Origin of the sequence: Burkholderia sp. THE68 (assembly GCF_009938265.1) — a bacterium.
Lineage (GTDB): Bacteria > Pseudomonadota > Gammaproteobacteria > Burkholderiales > Burkholderiaceae > Caballeronia.
Genome location: NZ_AP022316.1, coordinates 1,549,009 through 1,564,036 on the forward strand (window position 1 = coordinate 1,549,009; position 15,028 = coordinate 1,564,036).

General features: G+C 53.7%; 14 protein-coding genes. 9 read left to right on the top strand and 5 right to left on the bottom strand.

What is annotated here, in order from left to right; all coding sequences use genetic code 11:
- Positions 1 to 70 precede the first annotated feature (70 nt).
- Both BTHE68_RS20640 and BTHE68_RS20645 read left to right on the top strand, forming a co-directional pair.
- The gene (locus BTHE68_RS20640; RefSeq protein WP_162068074.1) at positions 71 to 976 is read left to right on the top strand and encodes a LysR family transcriptional regulator; all 906 of its coding nucleotides are present in this window, start codon (positions 71 to 73) and stop codon (positions 974 to 976) included.
- 236 nt (positions 977 to 1,212) lie between these two features.
- The gene (locus tag BTHE68_RS20645) at positions 1,213 to 2,181 is read left to right on the top strand and encodes a pyridoxamine 5'-phosphate oxidase family protein (RefSeq protein ID WP_197919683.1); all 969 of its coding nucleotides are present in this window, start codon (positions 1,213 to 1,215) and stop codon (positions 2,179 to 2,181) included.
- A 98-nt stretch (positions 2,182 to 2,279) separates the two neighbouring features.
- Here the strand turns inward: BTHE68_RS20645 and BTHE68_RS20650 are convergent, their stop codons facing one another.
- Complete coding sequence (locus tag BTHE68_RS20650; protein WP_162068075.1) at positions 2,280 to 3,023, bottom strand: sulfite exporter TauE/SafE family protein; 744 nt, start codon at positions 3,021 to 3,023, stop codon at positions 2,280 to 2,282.
- A gap of 478 nt (positions 3,024 to 3,501) precedes the next feature.
- Positions 3,502 to 4,092, bottom strand: a complete 591-nt coding sequence (locus tag BTHE68_RS20655; protein WP_162068076.1) for a CGNR zinc finger domain-containing protein — start codon at positions 4,090 to 4,092, stop codon at positions 3,502 to 3,504.
- A gap of 168 nt (positions 4,093 to 4,260) precedes the next feature.
- On the opposite strand from BTHE68_RS20655, the gene BTHE68_RS20660 reads away from it, so the two are divergent.
- The 6 genes from BTHE68_RS20660 to BTHE68_RS20685 all read left to right on the top strand — a co-directional run bounded on the left by BTHE68_RS20660 (position 4,261) and on the right by BTHE68_RS20685 (position 10,448).
- Entirely contained in the window at positions 4,261 to 4,821 is a 561-nt protein-coding gene (locus tag BTHE68_RS20660) for a TetR/AcrR family transcriptional regulator (RefSeq protein ID WP_162068077.1), read from the top strand.
- Between the two features lie 56 nt (positions 4,822 to 4,877).
- Entirely contained in the window at positions 4,878 to 5,723 is an 846-nt protein-coding gene (locus BTHE68_RS20665) for an alpha/beta fold hydrolase (protein ID WP_162068078.1), read from the top strand.
- Between the two features lie 461 nt (positions 5,724 to 6,184).
- Positions 6,185 to 7,561, top strand: coding sequence for an MFS transporter (locus tag BTHE68_RS20670; RefSeq protein ID WP_162068079.1), 1,377 nt, complete (start codon positions 6,185 to 6,187; stop codon positions 7,559 to 7,561).
- Entirely contained in the window at positions 7,558 to 8,154 is a 597-nt protein-coding gene (locus BTHE68_RS20675) for a 2-hydroxychromene-2-carboxylate isomerase (protein ID WP_162068080.1), read from the top strand. Before BTHE68_RS20670 ends, BTHE68_RS20675 begins: the two co-directional genes overlap by 4 nt.
- Before the next feature lie 92 nt (positions 8,155 to 8,246).
- On the top strand, positions 8,247 to 9,221 hold the full coding sequence (locus tag BTHE68_RS20680; protein ID WP_162068302.1) for a D-2-hydroxyacid dehydrogenase: 975 nt from the start codon (positions 8,247 to 8,249) through the stop codon (positions 9,219 to 9,221).
- 648 nt (positions 9,222 to 9,869) lie between these two features.
- Positions 9,870 to 10,448 (top strand): CGNR zinc finger domain-containing protein, encoded by a 579-nt coding sequence (locus tag BTHE68_RS20685; protein WP_162068081.1) that lies wholly within the window; start codon positions 9,870 to 9,872, stop codon positions 10,446 to 10,448.
- A 243-nt stretch (positions 10,449 to 10,691) separates the two neighbouring features.
- On the opposite strand, the gene BTHE68_RS20690 is transcribed toward BTHE68_RS20685, so the two are convergent.
- The 3 genes from BTHE68_RS20690 to BTHE68_RS20700 all read right to left on the bottom strand — a co-directional run bounded on the left by BTHE68_RS20690 (position 10,692) and on the right by BTHE68_RS20700 (position 13,741).
- Entirely contained in the window at positions 10,692 to 12,035 is a 1,344-nt protein-coding gene (locus tag BTHE68_RS20690) for an MFS transporter (RefSeq protein WP_232077982.1), read from the bottom strand.
- 138 nt (positions 12,036 to 12,173) lie between these two features.
- The gene (locus tag BTHE68_RS20695) at positions 12,174 to 12,929 is read right to left on the bottom strand and encodes an aldolase (RefSeq protein WP_162068304.1); all 756 of its coding nucleotides are present in this window, start codon (positions 12,927 to 12,929) and stop codon (positions 12,174 to 12,176) included.
- 242 nt (positions 12,930 to 13,171) lie between these two features.
- Positions 13,172 to 13,741, bottom strand: a complete 570-nt coding sequence (locus BTHE68_RS20700) for a CGNR zinc finger domain-containing protein (RefSeq protein ID WP_162068082.1) — start codon at positions 13,739 to 13,741, stop codon at positions 13,172 to 13,174.
- 325 nt (positions 13,742 to 14,066) lie between these two features.
- Here BTHE68_RS20700 and BTHE68_RS20705 point away from each other — a divergent pair, with 325 nt between their 5' ends.
- Complete coding sequence (locus BTHE68_RS20705; RefSeq protein ID WP_162068083.1) at positions 14,067 to 14,981, top strand: LysR family transcriptional regulator; 915 nt, start codon at positions 14,067 to 14,069, stop codon at positions 14,979 to 14,981.
- Positions 14,982 to 15,028 lie beyond the last annotated feature (47 nt).

The following is a 15,028-nucleotide window of genomic DNA, read 5'->3' on the forward strand; positions in this document are numbered from 1 at the left end:
ATAGCAAGTCCACTCTGTCCTCCTGACACTAGCCGAGTCGGGAGCATCCGAACGTGCGCGGCAAAGACCCATGGATCGATGGTTTGAAATGCTGGCCTTTATCAAGGTGGCGGAGCTGAAGAGCTTCGCAGGTGCTGGCCGGTCGCTACAGCTAAGCACATCAGCAATATCGCGGGCAGTGAGCAGTCTTGAGCAGAGAACTGGCGCGGCGTTGGTTACTCGAACGACCAGGGCAACTACACTTACAGAGGCGGGTCAGCGATATTACGAAGCATGCGTCAAGATCGCGCAAGACATGAACGAGGCAGACGCGACAGCCTCAAACTTTCATCAGGCCCCAAACGGTACTTTGGCGGTCAGCGCACCCGCGCTGTTCGGCAAAATGTACCTTCTACCAGTAGTCTTCGATTATCTTGAGGCTTACCCTTCTGTCAATGTTCACACGGAGTTTGAGGACCGTGTCTCTCACATGATCAAGGAGGAGCTCGACGTTGTGTTGAGGATTGGACATCTCCCCGATATGAATTTCAAGGCTATACGTCTTGGATATGTGCGACGCGTGATCTGTGCCTCCCCCGCATACCTTGAGGAGCACGGGATTCCCGTTGAACCGCTCGACCTTCAGCGCCACGCTATGGTACTTAGCTCGAGGGCCCGTTCAACGTCCGAATGGCGGTTAGACGGAGGTGTCAAAGCGACGATTCCGTTAAACCCCCGACTCATCTGTAACCACAACGAGACCGCGATCTCGGCCGCCGTTAGCGGTCTTGGTTTAATCAAGGTCCTCTCATATCAAGTGAGAGACCAAATAGCCAGCGGGCAGTTGCAAATCGTGATGGAGAAATTTACAGACAACCCTATCCCTGTCCAAGTGCTACACGTTGGCGGCAGCCGCCCATCAGCAAAAGTCCGCACGTTCGTAGACTTCACGGTCAACGCACTGAAGAGAAGTAGAGCGTTCGATCAGGTCGATTGACGCGCCGTACCCAAACGGTACGTACCGCGCGCACTAGTGGGTGAGTTACTCCACCGGTGGCCGGAGAACTGCATCGGAGGCGCCTCCGCCGAAACACTGAGTTTCAATCAGCCTGACTTATCTGTACATCGGTTCCGGTCTATATTGACACGGTTAGAGATCTCTTCGTGTCAAATGTCGTGTTGTATTTAATCGCGCAACGTTGAGACTCTAGGGAAAAAGTGAGGAGATTCGACGTGAACGACCGGACGAACGAAGTGTCATCTCCTTGGCACGAGGGTGAGTTGTTTCTCCAAGCTTCTGCCGGTGTGGTTGAGGCTATGGACGACATCGCAAGGCGACACTTGAGAGATCACCTCATCCAGCAACACAAAACGTTCTTTCCTCTGTTGCCTTTCATCGTTGTAGGTGTAGTTGATACTGCAGGCTATGCGTGGGCCACTATTCTCTGCGGACACCCTGGCTTCTGTCATGCTATAGACGATGTTTCGTTGCGTGTCAATGCGACTTTTGGCGTTTCAGATCCTGCGGCGAGTGGGCTGCAAAACGAGAAACCAATTGGCCTGCTGGGAATTGCTTTAGATACTGGCCGGCGCAATCGACTGAACGGTTTGATCCGGCGCGATTCAAACCTCTATTTCGATGTGCAGGTCGCGCAAAGCTTCGGCAACTGTGCGCGATACATTCAACGACGCGACAGTTTTTTCGCACGGAGACCTGACGAGACTGAAGAAGGTTTGATAGAAATCTTGACCACGATCGGTAACCGCGAAGCAAATCTCATCCGGAGATCGACCGCAATGTTTATCGCGTCGTATCTTGATCGGCAGGGAGTTGGGCGCCAAGTCGATGTCTCTCATCGAGGTGGAAAATCTGGTTTTGTGCGCGTCACCGCCGACGGCAGCCTGACACTACCAGATTTCTCTGGAAATAACCATTTCGCAACCCTCGGAAATATTCTACTTAATCCAAATTGCGGGTTTCTCTTTGTAGACTTCGAAACCGGCGACACACTGCAAATGTCTGGAAACGGTGAAGTAATTTTTGACTCGACTGAGATTCAGTCGTTTACCGGAGCGGAGCGATTACTGCGCTTTCGTCCCCGGCAAATTATCTACAGAAGGAATGCGCTTCCGATCAGATTTCGTACAAAGGAAGGCATAGAGACGCCAGGCTGGAGCTCGACCGGCAAATGGGCTGAATGACCGAGCAACTCCATCCATCGATGGCTAGCCTTCAGTATGACTGTTTGTTGCTCTCCTCTTGCGCGGGTAGCATTAACTGGAACAGCGAATGGTGCGTGTCACAGCGGTCTAAGGAACAGCCCCACCGTAAGCGCGAGGCCGATGCAGACCACCATCAAACGCAAAGAACGTTCATTAATTTTCTGCAACGCCCAAGCCCCAAAAACGCCTCCAACCATCGCCCCGAGCCCCATAATCAATGCGAAATTCCAATGTAACTCGGGGGACCTCAGGAACAAGAAAACGGCTGACGCATTCATGACGCCTGCCAGAACGTTCTTGATTGCCGCAGCATTCCGTGTCTGAACCCCCGCCATCGTCAGCGCCGCCATCATCAAGAAACCAATGCCTCCACCAAAATAGCCGCCGTATGTCGCAATAACGAATTGCGCGACTGACGTTCTGATGGGCCCAATGTGAACGGCAGTCTTTCCGGGCTTGCGAAAGAAGCTTCCCCACGTGAAGACAAGGGTTGCGAACAAAACAAGCCAAGGAACCAGATGTTCGAACAACTTGGACGGCGTATGCAGAAGTAGCACCCCCCCAGCTGCACCACCCACCAAGCTTATCAAGAACAATGCCCAGAACGGCAAGCTCGCTGCTCCGGTTACCAGCTTTCGAGCTGCGACGCCCGACGCTGCCTGTCCCGGGAACAGCGCTACCGTGGATGTTACATTGGCGGCGAGCGGGCTCATACCAGCCACAATCAATGCAGGCAACGTGACGAATGAACCTCCACCAGCCAACGCGTTCTGCGTTCCTGCCCAAAGCCCTGCGAGTAGAACAAGTAGTGTTGAAGTCATTAAGAACGTGTCTCGCTTCTAAAAAACGTCTTTCCTGGCCATAACCGCCTATTCATCGCAGCGTCCCTATCCCAGTGTATCCGAGTGTGTATGCTCAGGTCTGAGCAAGCTACAGAGATTACCTCACAGCAGGTATGACCGATCTGAACGAGCCTGTTCGCTGTGGAGTGATCCCACGTCTTCCAAAAAAACAGCCCGCTACGGGAGCGGGCTGAATGGCCATATCGCAAGGAGACATGGTCACGGTCAAGCTTAAAGATACTCAAACCGACAATGTCTTATCGTCTCGCATCGCCAGCAATTTTGTGCCCGCTTGTCGGCAACCTAGCCAACCCGTCGATTCACCGATAACTTGGCAAGCTTTCCGATCAGCACTTCTTGATGTAACCATTAAAATCAGTAAATACCGGTAACCATATTAGTACGCTTTGAGGAACTCTGTCTAGTACGTTCGGGTCACCTAGGCGCGAGCGAACGCTCATCCAGCTTCCTGCAAGTTCGCAGCTTGTTCACGTCGATTTTTGAACGCTTGAACCTTCGCGCGACTGCCACAGCGCTGCATGGAACACCATCGACGTTGTCCCGTCGGTGATGTATCAACAAAAAGCATTCGGCAGTCAGGTTGGTCGCATGCCTTGACTCGATGACGAAGCGGACCGCTGACGAGATCGATCGCATCGCGCGCGATAAGAGAAAGTGCGGTTGCAAAAGGATCCTCTGAGACGACCGAGACCGACCCATCCCGAGCATTCAATTGAGGGGTCGCAAGTGGAAATTTGGCGGCGCGATTCACGATCGAAACAGCGTCGTCCGACAGGGCATTATGCATCGAACCGCTCACGGCACCCCACACTGCCTCGCGAAGGGCGTACAGATCGCGCTCGTTTTGCGGGCTCAACGCCGGAGCTTGCGCAAAGAGACCTGCCGCTTTCAGCCACCTGCCACACGCTCCTACGCCCGATAATACGTCCTTCGGCGCTGATGCTCGCCGTCTTATAGTTGCGGCCAAATCAAGCGACAAGCGGCCCGAATTGAAGCGAAACTCTGATTCCAACCGGTTAACTGTCATGCACTACTCCTATCGTGAATAGCCCCCTGCTGTGGGTCTCTCAACGAGACCAGTTTAACCGGTTATTAGAGCGTTCGTAGTTGATTTATCTGGCCCTTTTTTGGACTTGACACGGCACGCTGTACCTAGTAGTTTGTACAGAACAAAATTTGTACGGTTGAGCGTTGTATGGGCAAGAAAGAACAGATCATCGAGGCGGCAAAGGCACTTCTATGGGAGAAGGGGTACGAGGCTACCAGTCCCCGCGAGATTCAAGAGCGCAGTCATTCGGGCCAAGGTAGTTTTTATCATCACTTTCCAAGTAAGGTTGCCCTCGCCCAACTGGTTATCGAAGAGGTAGTGAACGAACGAATTCAGGAATTTGAGGACGCGATTCACGTCGCGGGAAGTTTCCGTACCGGTTTAGCTACCTACATCGAGCAAAATACCGAGCCATTGCTCGGATGCCGCGTGGGACGGTTAGTTTGGGACTCGGCGATCCAAGAAGAGGCATTACGCGCGCCTCTGGCTCGATATTTCCAGCATCTTGAGCGACGAATCGTTGAGGTGCTCAACGAGCAGGAGCGACTGGGGCAACTCACATTAAATCTGCCGGCCGATCAAATCAGCCTCATGGTACTGTCGGCGATACAGGGCAGTTTCGCAATCAGCCGCGCGATGCAAATATCACGCGCAGGCGATGCGCGCGCCTCATTGATGAGTTTTCTGGAGCTCGCAATTTCGGATTGAGTTCAATTTTGACACTCATTGTACATACTCGTAGGTACATAATCTTAGGATAAACCATGGATCATGGTCTCGAAGGCGAAGTAGACATCGACGGCGCTCATCTGCATTTTTCGCGCAGCACCCTTACCCCGTCAATTGTGCTTCTGCACGGCATACCGACCAATCGACGTCTTTGGAGGCAAGTCGCCCCCTTTCTAGCGGCAGCAGGCCATGGCTGGATCGCATTCGACCTGCTGGGTTATGGAAAATCGTCAAAGCCTGAAGAAATGGATCTGGGTGTAGCGAGTCAGGCGACGATCATCTCAGCTGCTCTTCGCAGGCTCGGGTGGCAATCGGGAACAGTGGTCGGCCATGACATTGGCGGAGGGGTCGCACAACTACTAGCGCTTGACGTCTCAGTTGGGGTTCGACGGATTGTGCTCGTTGACAGCGTCGCTTACGACTCATTTCCGGAGCCAGGAATCGCTCGCCTCAAGGGTACCGCGTGGGATCGTATCCTTGCCGATCCAAGTTTCGACCTGAAGAAGGGTTTTGAGAAGGGCTTGCGCCAAGGCATGGTCAATAAGAACCGCGTCACACCCGAGCTTGTTGAACTTTTCGAACGTCCATTTGCTGGAGTACCAGGGCGACTTGCTTATCTACGGGCGGCACGCTCGTTAAAAAGCGAGGACTTGACCTCGCGAATCGGCGAAATCGAGCGAATCACATGTCCAGTCCTTCTAGTGTCCGGAAGCGAGGATCAATTCCAGCCGGTTGCATTTGCTGAACGCCTTGCTGCAGCGTTGCCCGACGCAACCTTAAAGGTTGTGCCTTCGGCAGGACACTTCTTGCCGGAAGACGCTCCCGAAGCTCTCGCAAGGCTCATTGTGGATTTTTTAAAAGAGCAAAATAAGTCGGTATAGTCACGAGCGATCAGCCCGACAACGGCATTCGATGGAATGCGAGCGCAGTGCGGAAGTATCAGCTAGTTTGAAGCAATCGTTGACTTCAACCTCAAATTTCAGCACCCGCGCTGCTGAGGTAGGCTGGCATCAGCGTGCTCTCCGACCGGCTGATCTCGATGATTCAAAAGGATTTTTTGCGTTCGACACCAAGCTCGCTCCTCTGTTCCTTACGATACCTGTCGCGGTTCGTGTCATATCAGCTATGCGAGATAGTCCATAGCTTAGAGATCTGTTTTCTTCAAAACTACATGGTACCGGCAAGTAGGACGCGCACGGTAGCCAGGAGCAGGCGCAACTGCGGGTTTCACATCGAAACTCCCGGTACGTGAACACAAGCAAAAAATACGAACCGGATCTTGACGTTCGAAACCTAAGTTTGCGCCCGCTCGAATGTGACTCAACAGGTAGACGGAGGAGACATGTCGACGCCTGAAAAACACGTCAGTGAAGCAGCGCCCCGCACTCGGGGTACTAAGACCAGGCGACAGTATGTCGTAGCTGGGATTGCGAGCCTTCTAGGCACCACCATCGAATGGTACGACTTTTATATTTATGGCACAGCTGCCGCACTGATTTTCAATAAGATATTCTTTCCGGCGTTTGATCCCATTACCGGTACACTCGCGTCATTTGCCACATACGCAGTTGGCTTCTTCGCTCGACCGCTTGGAGGCGTCATTTTTGGTCACTTCGGTGACCGCGTCGGCCGCAAGACCATGCTTATGGTAACGCTGCTACTGATGGGGGTTCCAACCGTCGCTGTGGGTCTGATTCCGCCGTATGAATCGATCGGATATTGGGCAGCCGGCCTGCTTGTGTTCATGCGCTTCCTCCAAGGTGTAGCGGTTGGTGGTGAATGGGGAGGTGCGGTTCTGATGGCGGTGGAACATGCCCCCGAAGGCAAAAAGGGCTTCTTCGGTAGTCTGCCCCAGACCGGTGTCGCGCCTGGCCTCATTTTCTCCTCGTTAGCAATGGCTGCTGTTGCCGGGCTGCCCGAGCACGACATGCTGACTTGGGGTTGGCGCATTCCGTTCCTGGCGAGCATCGTGCTCGTTGGCGTGGGCTGGTTCATCCGGATGAAGGTAACTGAGTCGCCAGATTTCGAGGCGATGAAGAGTCGGGGCAAGGAGGTAAAGGTTCCCGCACTCGAAGTGCTAAAACATCATCGCGCGGGGCTGTTCAAGATCATCGGCGCCCGGCTCGGTGAAACCACGTGGTTCTTCACGGTTACCGCATTTGCGCTTTCATACGCAACGATGAACGTAGGTCTGCCTAAGCAAGTCATCCTCAACGGCGTGACGATTGGCGCAACTGTTGGCTTGTTCATGATGCCTTTGGCCGGCTTGATCGGTGACCGCATCGGGCATAAGAAAGTGTTCATGGTAGGCGCTGGACTGGTCTGCTTCTTCGCATTTGCGTTCTTTAGCATGCTTCAAGCGAAAACTACGGGCATGGTGTATCTGGCGATGATTATCGCGATTGGTATCTGCTACTCGTTTATGTACGGTCCGGAGGGTAGCTTGTTCTCGGCACAATTCCCAGCCGAGATTCGTTACAGCGGCATCTCGTTGGGTGTTCAAATCTCCGGGGCAATCGGTGGTGGCCTCGCGCCAATTATTGCGACGTACCTAATTCGCCAAGGCAACGGAAACCCAATCTATGTCTCGTGGTTCCTGTGCGGCTTGGCCGTAACCGCACTGTTCTGTGCGGCCGCGATGCGGTCACGGGCACAAGAAACAACGACTGAACATTCAGACCCCCTGCCCTACACTCCTCACGTAACGGAAGCAAAATGAGACGTATTGAATATTATTTTTGGATCAACTCGGACTGGGCGTATCTCGGTGCGGACCGGTTGGAAGCGATGGCGCGCAAGCACGGCGCGAATGTTGATTACATGCCCGTCGACTTACCTCACGTGTACTCGCGCACCGGCGGCATTTTGCTATCGAAACGTGCGCCCGAGCGGCAGCAATATCGAATCATCGAACTCAAGCGTTTCTGCAAGAATTTGGGTATCCATGTGAATCCAATGCCGAAATATATGTGCCCGAACGGGGACTTGGCATCAAAGGTGGTCATCGCAGCAAAGCATCGTGGTCTGTCACTTCAGGACCTCACGAAAGCAATCTTCAAAGCAGAGTGGCAAGACGAGAAGGATATCTCCGACGCAGCGACGCTCATGGAAATTGTCAGCGCAGCGGGGTTCGACGCTGATGCACTCTTTTCGGCTGCAGGCGATTCGAGCATTGAGGAAGAGTACAGGCGTTATACGGAACAGGCTATTGCTGCCGGGGCGTTCGGCTCTCCGTCTTATGTCTACAACGGCGAGCTCTTCTGGGGACAAGACCGGTTGAGCTTCCTCGAAGACGCGCTCAGTGAAAGCTAAAAACTTGCAATGATCCCGCTGCCATGCTGGCGCAAAATATGGCGCCGCACGAGGCAGCGGGGAACAGTGCCGATAACCATGAAGGGTATGAAATGAGCGAGCTTGGTGAAAGCCTCAAGATCGTGTTCCTGGACAGGGAAACACTCTCCCCCCAAACCAGCCTCAAAAGCTTTCCGTTTCCCCACGAATTGCGGGTGTTCCAGAATACTCTGCCCCATGAAGTCGCGGGGCGTATCGCGGAGGCTGACGTAGTTATTACGAATAAGGTCAAACTGAGCCGGGCAATGATCGAGGCTGCGACCAAGCTGAAGATGGTTGCCATCGCGGCCACTGGCACAGACAACGTTGATCTCCAGTCTTGTCGGGAGCGAGGAATTGCGGTCTCGAATATCCAAGGCTATGCTGTTCACACGGTACCCGAGCATACGTTCGCGCTAATTTTCGCCTTGAGACGAAGCATCGTTGCCTATAGAGAATCTGTGCGCAGTGGACGTTGGGAGGAAACTGGTCAGTTTTGCTTTTTCGATCATCCTATCCGTGACTTGGCGCACTCTACCATCGGAATCATTGGCGACGGTGTGCTTGGGCAAGCTGTCGGTGATATGGCTCGCGCGCTGAATATGAAGGTTAAGTTCGCGAGCTACAAAGGCCGAGACGGGATGGGACCTCTTTACACGCCCTTTCACGAAGTACTCGCGACGAGCGACATCATCAGCTTGCATGTCCCTCTGCTTCCGGACACGCGAAATCTGATTGATTGGGCAGACTTCCAGCAGATGAAGCGGAAGCCGTTGATCATCAACACTGCACGCGGCGGATTGGTAAGCGAGGAAGCACTTGTCAGGGCGTTGCAGGATGGACTGATTTCAGGTGCAGGCTTCGACGTCGCAACGGAAGAGCCGCCCTCTGCCTCCCATCCCTTTGTTTCGCTAAGAGACGTGCACAATTTCATTCTGACACCGCACGTCGCGTGGGCAAGTGACGAAGCGATTCAGTCACTGGCCGATCAGCTCGTGGAAAATATCACGCTGTTTCGAAACGGGACCCCTCGTAACGTGGTGGCCTAGCGCCTCTGACAAGGGGTGCGGTGCGGCATTCTTCGCGTCGACCCTCGACTTGCTCTCGCAGGCACTCAGCCTGCACGGTACACCGCGTGCCATGCTGTGGCTGATTAACCTGTTTGCCGACGCACCACCCTGCACTATGGAGTTGTGACCGAACACCGCCGACTCCATAGAGGTGCACCCCACGCTTGCCATACTCGGTAATTGAGCTTGGGGCTCAGCCTGCCCCGCTGACTCGGCTTTTTTCCGCCTTACCGACGATGTTCGCATAGCCGGACGTGGCCCCGCGTGTAGCCGCCTCGCGATCCACGGATGACTGCCCATGAGCCGTGGCGAACCGGTCATTCCGAAGGAACATCAATAGGTGTCAACACCGGCGCTAGTAACGAAGTCGCCTCCTACGTCCTCGAACAAGAACACACACCGACTTGCCGACTGCAGCTTCGCGGCGACGAGCTGCTGCAATCGCGAGCCCACTTCAACGACAATTTGAGCGGCGCCGGGTGGCTATCGGTTGCGCATCTTGCAATCCGGTGAGTCTCATCCGGAAATCCTGTATATTACGTTTACTGGTTACAGTCGGTCTGCCTAATCGTTAGGCATTCGCGTCAATTCGTCCGGTCTTAAGTGGATAGGTATTTTGGAGCGTGCATGTCTGACCCCGATTTTTTACTTTTAGCGGATGACCCTGCGCTAGATTTTCTCAACACGGTAGCTCGATCAGAAGACGGCCTGTACGATTTTCTGAAAACCGACCAAGATGTGATTGAATGGATGAGGGCCGAGGGATTCGCGCCGTCATCAGAGATTTCCGTCTTTAAGCGAGGCGCGCTTTTGGGGGCGGCCCAGAATCTAAGAGATATTATTCGCAAGCTCGTACATCAGAAAAAGAATGGTAAGCGAATCGACATCGCACCATTGAACTCGTTTCTTTCGCACGGCAAGTATACGATTCAACTCTCCAAGTCGAAGGGCGGCATGCTGACCATGACACCCTCCTACGAGCGGGGGACGCCAGAGCAGTTTCTGATCGAAATTGGAGTATCTGCCGCAGAACTCATTGCGCGCGGAGATTTCGACTTGATCAGAAAGTGCGAGTCGGACGACTGCGTCCTTTGGTTTTACGATAAGACCAAAGCCCATCGGAGACGGTGGTGCAGCATGGCTCTATGTGGCAATCGACATAAAGTCGCTAATTTCCGTGCGCGACAGCGTCAGAATGCTGCGTAAGTTTAGCCATCCTCAACGGCTCACCTAGCGGTTCCGCTTGTGGTGCACGCTGCATTCAGCCACTTGTGCTTGTTAATCAAACGACCCGCCATTCAGACCGGGAGGCGACTCGAGCGCCACTCACGACGTCGGATTACGGGCTGCGCAGTCTCGCCACAGCCCACTAATCAGATAGTCCACTTTTCTGAGGCGGCCTACGACTCTGTAACCGCAATCAAGGCCGTGGTAGCGTGATAGCAAGGCTTAGATATCGAGGTTCGGAAGCTCTCGAGGCTTTAAGAAAGGAACAAACATAACCATAATTAATCCGACGCCGACCAACCCCACAGCTGGAATATGAAACGTTCCGGTCCAATCTCTGAGAAGCCCAACAATGAAAGGGCCCCCGGCTGCGATCAAGTAGCCGATGAGCATCGAAAACGCGTTCCAACTGTTTGCCTCTTCGCGTCCGTGGGTATTGTCGAGCGGCAACGTCATTCCAAGTGTAAAACCGCCGCCAAGACCGAATGCCACAAGTGCAACCCACAGGACGGGCATATGCATGGGCGAAAACGCCACACCTGACAGCCCCGCGACGATAAAGCATGCGCAGACAAACAACCATCCGCGCCGATCATGTTTCTTACTCAACGCACCAATGATCGGATTTGCACACATGAACGCCGCAGTGAAGCTCGCCAGAATCAGCCCGGCCTCGCTTGCAGGAAGCCCGAACTCGTTGTACATCGCGGCAATCCACGAAAGCAATGCATAGAATAGAAAGTTGTCGCATGCGAAGAACAGAGCGACCAGCCAAGCCTTCGCGTTGCTAAACGGTAACCGTGTCGCACTCGCTGCTGACGTCGGCTGCAATTTCAATACGCTCGTTTCCGATTTTGCAACAACACGCCAACCGTAGATTGCCAGCACGCCGAGCAAACCCCATATAGCCGCAGCGCTACGCCAACCACCAGGAAGATTCGCCGCTAAGACACCCGTCGCCGCTGCCGAAACCGTACTGCCCAACGATAGCGCCGTAGCATAAATGCCCATGAGCAACGCAACTTTTTTTGGGAAGCGCTCCTTGATCAGCCCGCCGAACAACGCCCCCGCGACTGCTATTCCGGCCCCTACGCCCCCCGTTGCGAGGAGTAACGCCTCGGTCGTACCTACAAACCCTCGCGCAATCGTCGCAGCACTCAAGAGAATTAGAGCCCCCAAAAGGACCCCGTTCCGACCGAAGCGCCGAGCAAGCCACGGCGTCGGAATTGCCAGCAAGCCCATTAGCAAATCTGGGATCGCCGTTAGTAACGACGCCATCGCATGCGAAAGCCCGAATTCTCGCTGGATAGCTGGCAGTATTGGCCCAAGCGACACGATTCCTGGACGCAAGTTGATCGCGACCAGCATAATCGCGAAGATCAATCCCCACTGACTGTTTCCAGTCACCGAAGTTCGATGCTCGGCGACTACCCGCCCGCCCTTACGCCCTACGAGCTTTCCACTGGTGCCATCTAAAAGCTTCGCGTTATTTGTGGCCGGAAATTCCAAGACTGCTGCTCGCGATCGTCGTTCTTCGTTCATCGTCTGACCCTTCATTGCTTGCATCAAAACAAAAGACGCCGGCACCCTAACCTGTGACTACTCAACCTCGATTCCGTTGAATAGTCACAAGCAAGCTGCTTCGGCGTCTCACTCCTCAACTACCTGCTTCCGGACGATCAGCGATATCACCCTGCAACGACTTTACAGTCGGTCTGCCTGGCGGCACCAATAATCGAACGTGCCCTTTACGATAGATTGCTTAAGAAGATAATCGTGAGCTTCTGCTGCCAATTCGTCCGATACCGGAGTTATCGGCCCAAAAACCCGAGCCCTCACCTGCATCCGGGCAGCTCGTTCCAAGTAGACCGCCAAGTACGTCGCTTCCTCCACGTATGCGCCTGCAGTCAGTTGCCCGTGGTGCGCCAGCAAAATCGTTCGTTTGTCGCCGAGTGCCTTCGAGATGATCACGCCCTCTTGGTCGGCGATAGGCACTCCAGGCCAGTCCGCCAAGAACGCGCAGTCGTTATGCAGCGGCGTCATATCCATTTGCGAAATCACAAGCGGCTGGCGTGCCGACACCAACGCTGACACATAAGGCGAGTGTGTGTGGATAATTGAATTGGTCTGCGGGCGCGCCTCGTACACCCACAGATGGAATCGTGTCGCCGGATTTGCCATCCCCGTCCCGCTGATCGTCTTAAGATCTGCGTCCACTTCAATGAAGTCATCCGGTGTTGCTTCGTCAAATCCGAGCCCGAATCTCAACGTCCAATAGCATCGCGGCTTATCCGATCGCGCAGTAATTTGTCCAGCCAGACCTGCCTCTTGTCCCGTCATTGCCAAAATCTTGCACGCATACGCAAGCTTTTCCTGAAGAGTCCGTTCTTTCGGCTTCAAGTTTTCCTGCATCTCGCGCGTGGCACGATCGTCGAAGTATTCTTTTGCTCGCAAGTCCATTGTCGTCTCCATCTCCATTTCGACAGAACATTTCGCTAGCGCTAACGCGCTGCCGTCCAAATAGACATACTCGCCGCGTGTCGTGCGAGATTGTCCGCTGGTTTGAAGTATTGAGGAATCGACGCAATTAAGCCATGAATCCTGATTCATAGCAGCTATGCGTGGTTATGGCGTGGAGCGACCGCAAAGGCACCCACAGCTCAACTGAACCGCAACTGGCTTGGGTGATTTCGAAGAAATTGTCAATTTTCCCTTAATTTTTGGCGAAATCTCGCAACCTTCTGTCTATTTCCACACAACCCCATGTTGCACCAACGTCGTCGATGCGCCTTTGTCCGGTCATAGAACCACACCGAGCACTGTTCGCTCTCGCATTTTTTGACAAGCCTAAAGTCTTCAGATGCGAGAAACTCCGCCGCCGCAACTGCCACTGGTGCAAGCACTGAGGCCCGCGTTGAAGTTACGCATTTCCGACGTGAGACCCAGGCTCCCTCACCGGCTTCGACAAGTTCGAATGCGAACACGCTCCCGGCCAAGACAGAGTTGAGCTTTTCAATCGCCAATCCTTGTCCTGACTTGCGTTGCACCACGAGGTCGCGGATGACCTCACGAAGCCCTCGTGCGTCCTCCGCGATACCCTCGACGTGGGACAAGCGTTCTTCTACTGCACCCGGCGTCTTCGACGCCTCCAACCAACGCAGCACCGCCTCGTCCGTCTCTAGAAGGTCGATCTGCTTTCCGTGTTCGCTGATGACGGTGTTCATAAAATCAAGCACAAGGTCTGTCACCGGGACAGAGGGTCCGGCGGTCATGTCAACTTTCTCCTTTTGTGCATCTTCACTTACAGTAACTGTTATTTTCGCCCAAAACAAGTTACATTCCGTTAATTCACCTGGTACTGACGGTGCTTGAATCCTCAAGACCGCGCCCGTGCCGACAGTGATCGCGCGCAAATCTTCAGGAACTGAAAGTATCCACCTGTGCTGACGACCCCACCAGATATGAGCAGGCAGTCATACCTTGGAGACCATCGGTGCACAAGAGAAAATCGACGCAGGCCTCTGCAGGGAGATGCGAACTGCGAACCTAGGTACTGTCGTCTCACGGTACAAACAGACAAAGTAATCAGGAGCATTCATGGGCCGATTGGAAGCCATAAAGATCTTTACGCGTGTTGCTGAAACCAACAGCTTCTCAAGAACGGCCGACTTGTTGGACCTACCGCGTGGCACGGTGAGTCGGACCATTCAGACGCTAGAAGATCAGCTTAGCGTTCGTTTGTTCAGTCGTAGTACCCGCCAGGTCAGTCTCACCGATGCGGGTCGGATGTACTACGAGCAATGCGCGAAAATCATCGGTGATCTCTCGGAGGTTGAAGCAAGGCTCTCAACTGCAAGGTCATCGGCATCGGGAACCGTTCGAATTGATACATCAGGGACGATCGCTCGTTCTCTCATCCTGCCTTCTTTGCAGGAATTCCTTGACCTCTATCCAGATATCGACGTAAGAGTCGGTCTTGCTGACCGAAACATCGACCTCATTCAAGAGGGGGTTGATTGTGTGATTCGTGCGGGTTCGCTCGAAGAGTCCAGTCTAGTTGCTCGGCGAATCGGCAATGCGAAAGTTGTGACATGTGCAGCGCCTTCATACTTCGAAAAGCATGGAATTCCAGGCTGCCCCAAGGACCTGACTGCACACACGGCCGTGAACTATTTTTCATCGAAGACCGGCAAAGTCGTGCCCTTTGAATTCGAACAAGATCAACAACTATACAAACTCACATTGAAAAGTAAGTTTACTGTGAACGAGGGCAACGCGTACGTCGATGCAGCCCTGCAAGGATTTGGAATTATTCAACCGTCCCGGTATATCGTCGAGGAATACCTCAAACACGGAACACTGAAAGAAGTCCTTTCAGAATTTCGAACGCCAGCTATTCCGATCTCAATCGTCTATCCACACCGCAACCACGTCAGTTCAGCAACGAGATGCCTTACCAACTGGATTGCCGATATATGCAGCAAGCACCCTGACTTGTCCACGCAAGGCTGAGTGAGATAGAACGACGACTCAACCGTACGATTTTCTTTATCCGTAGC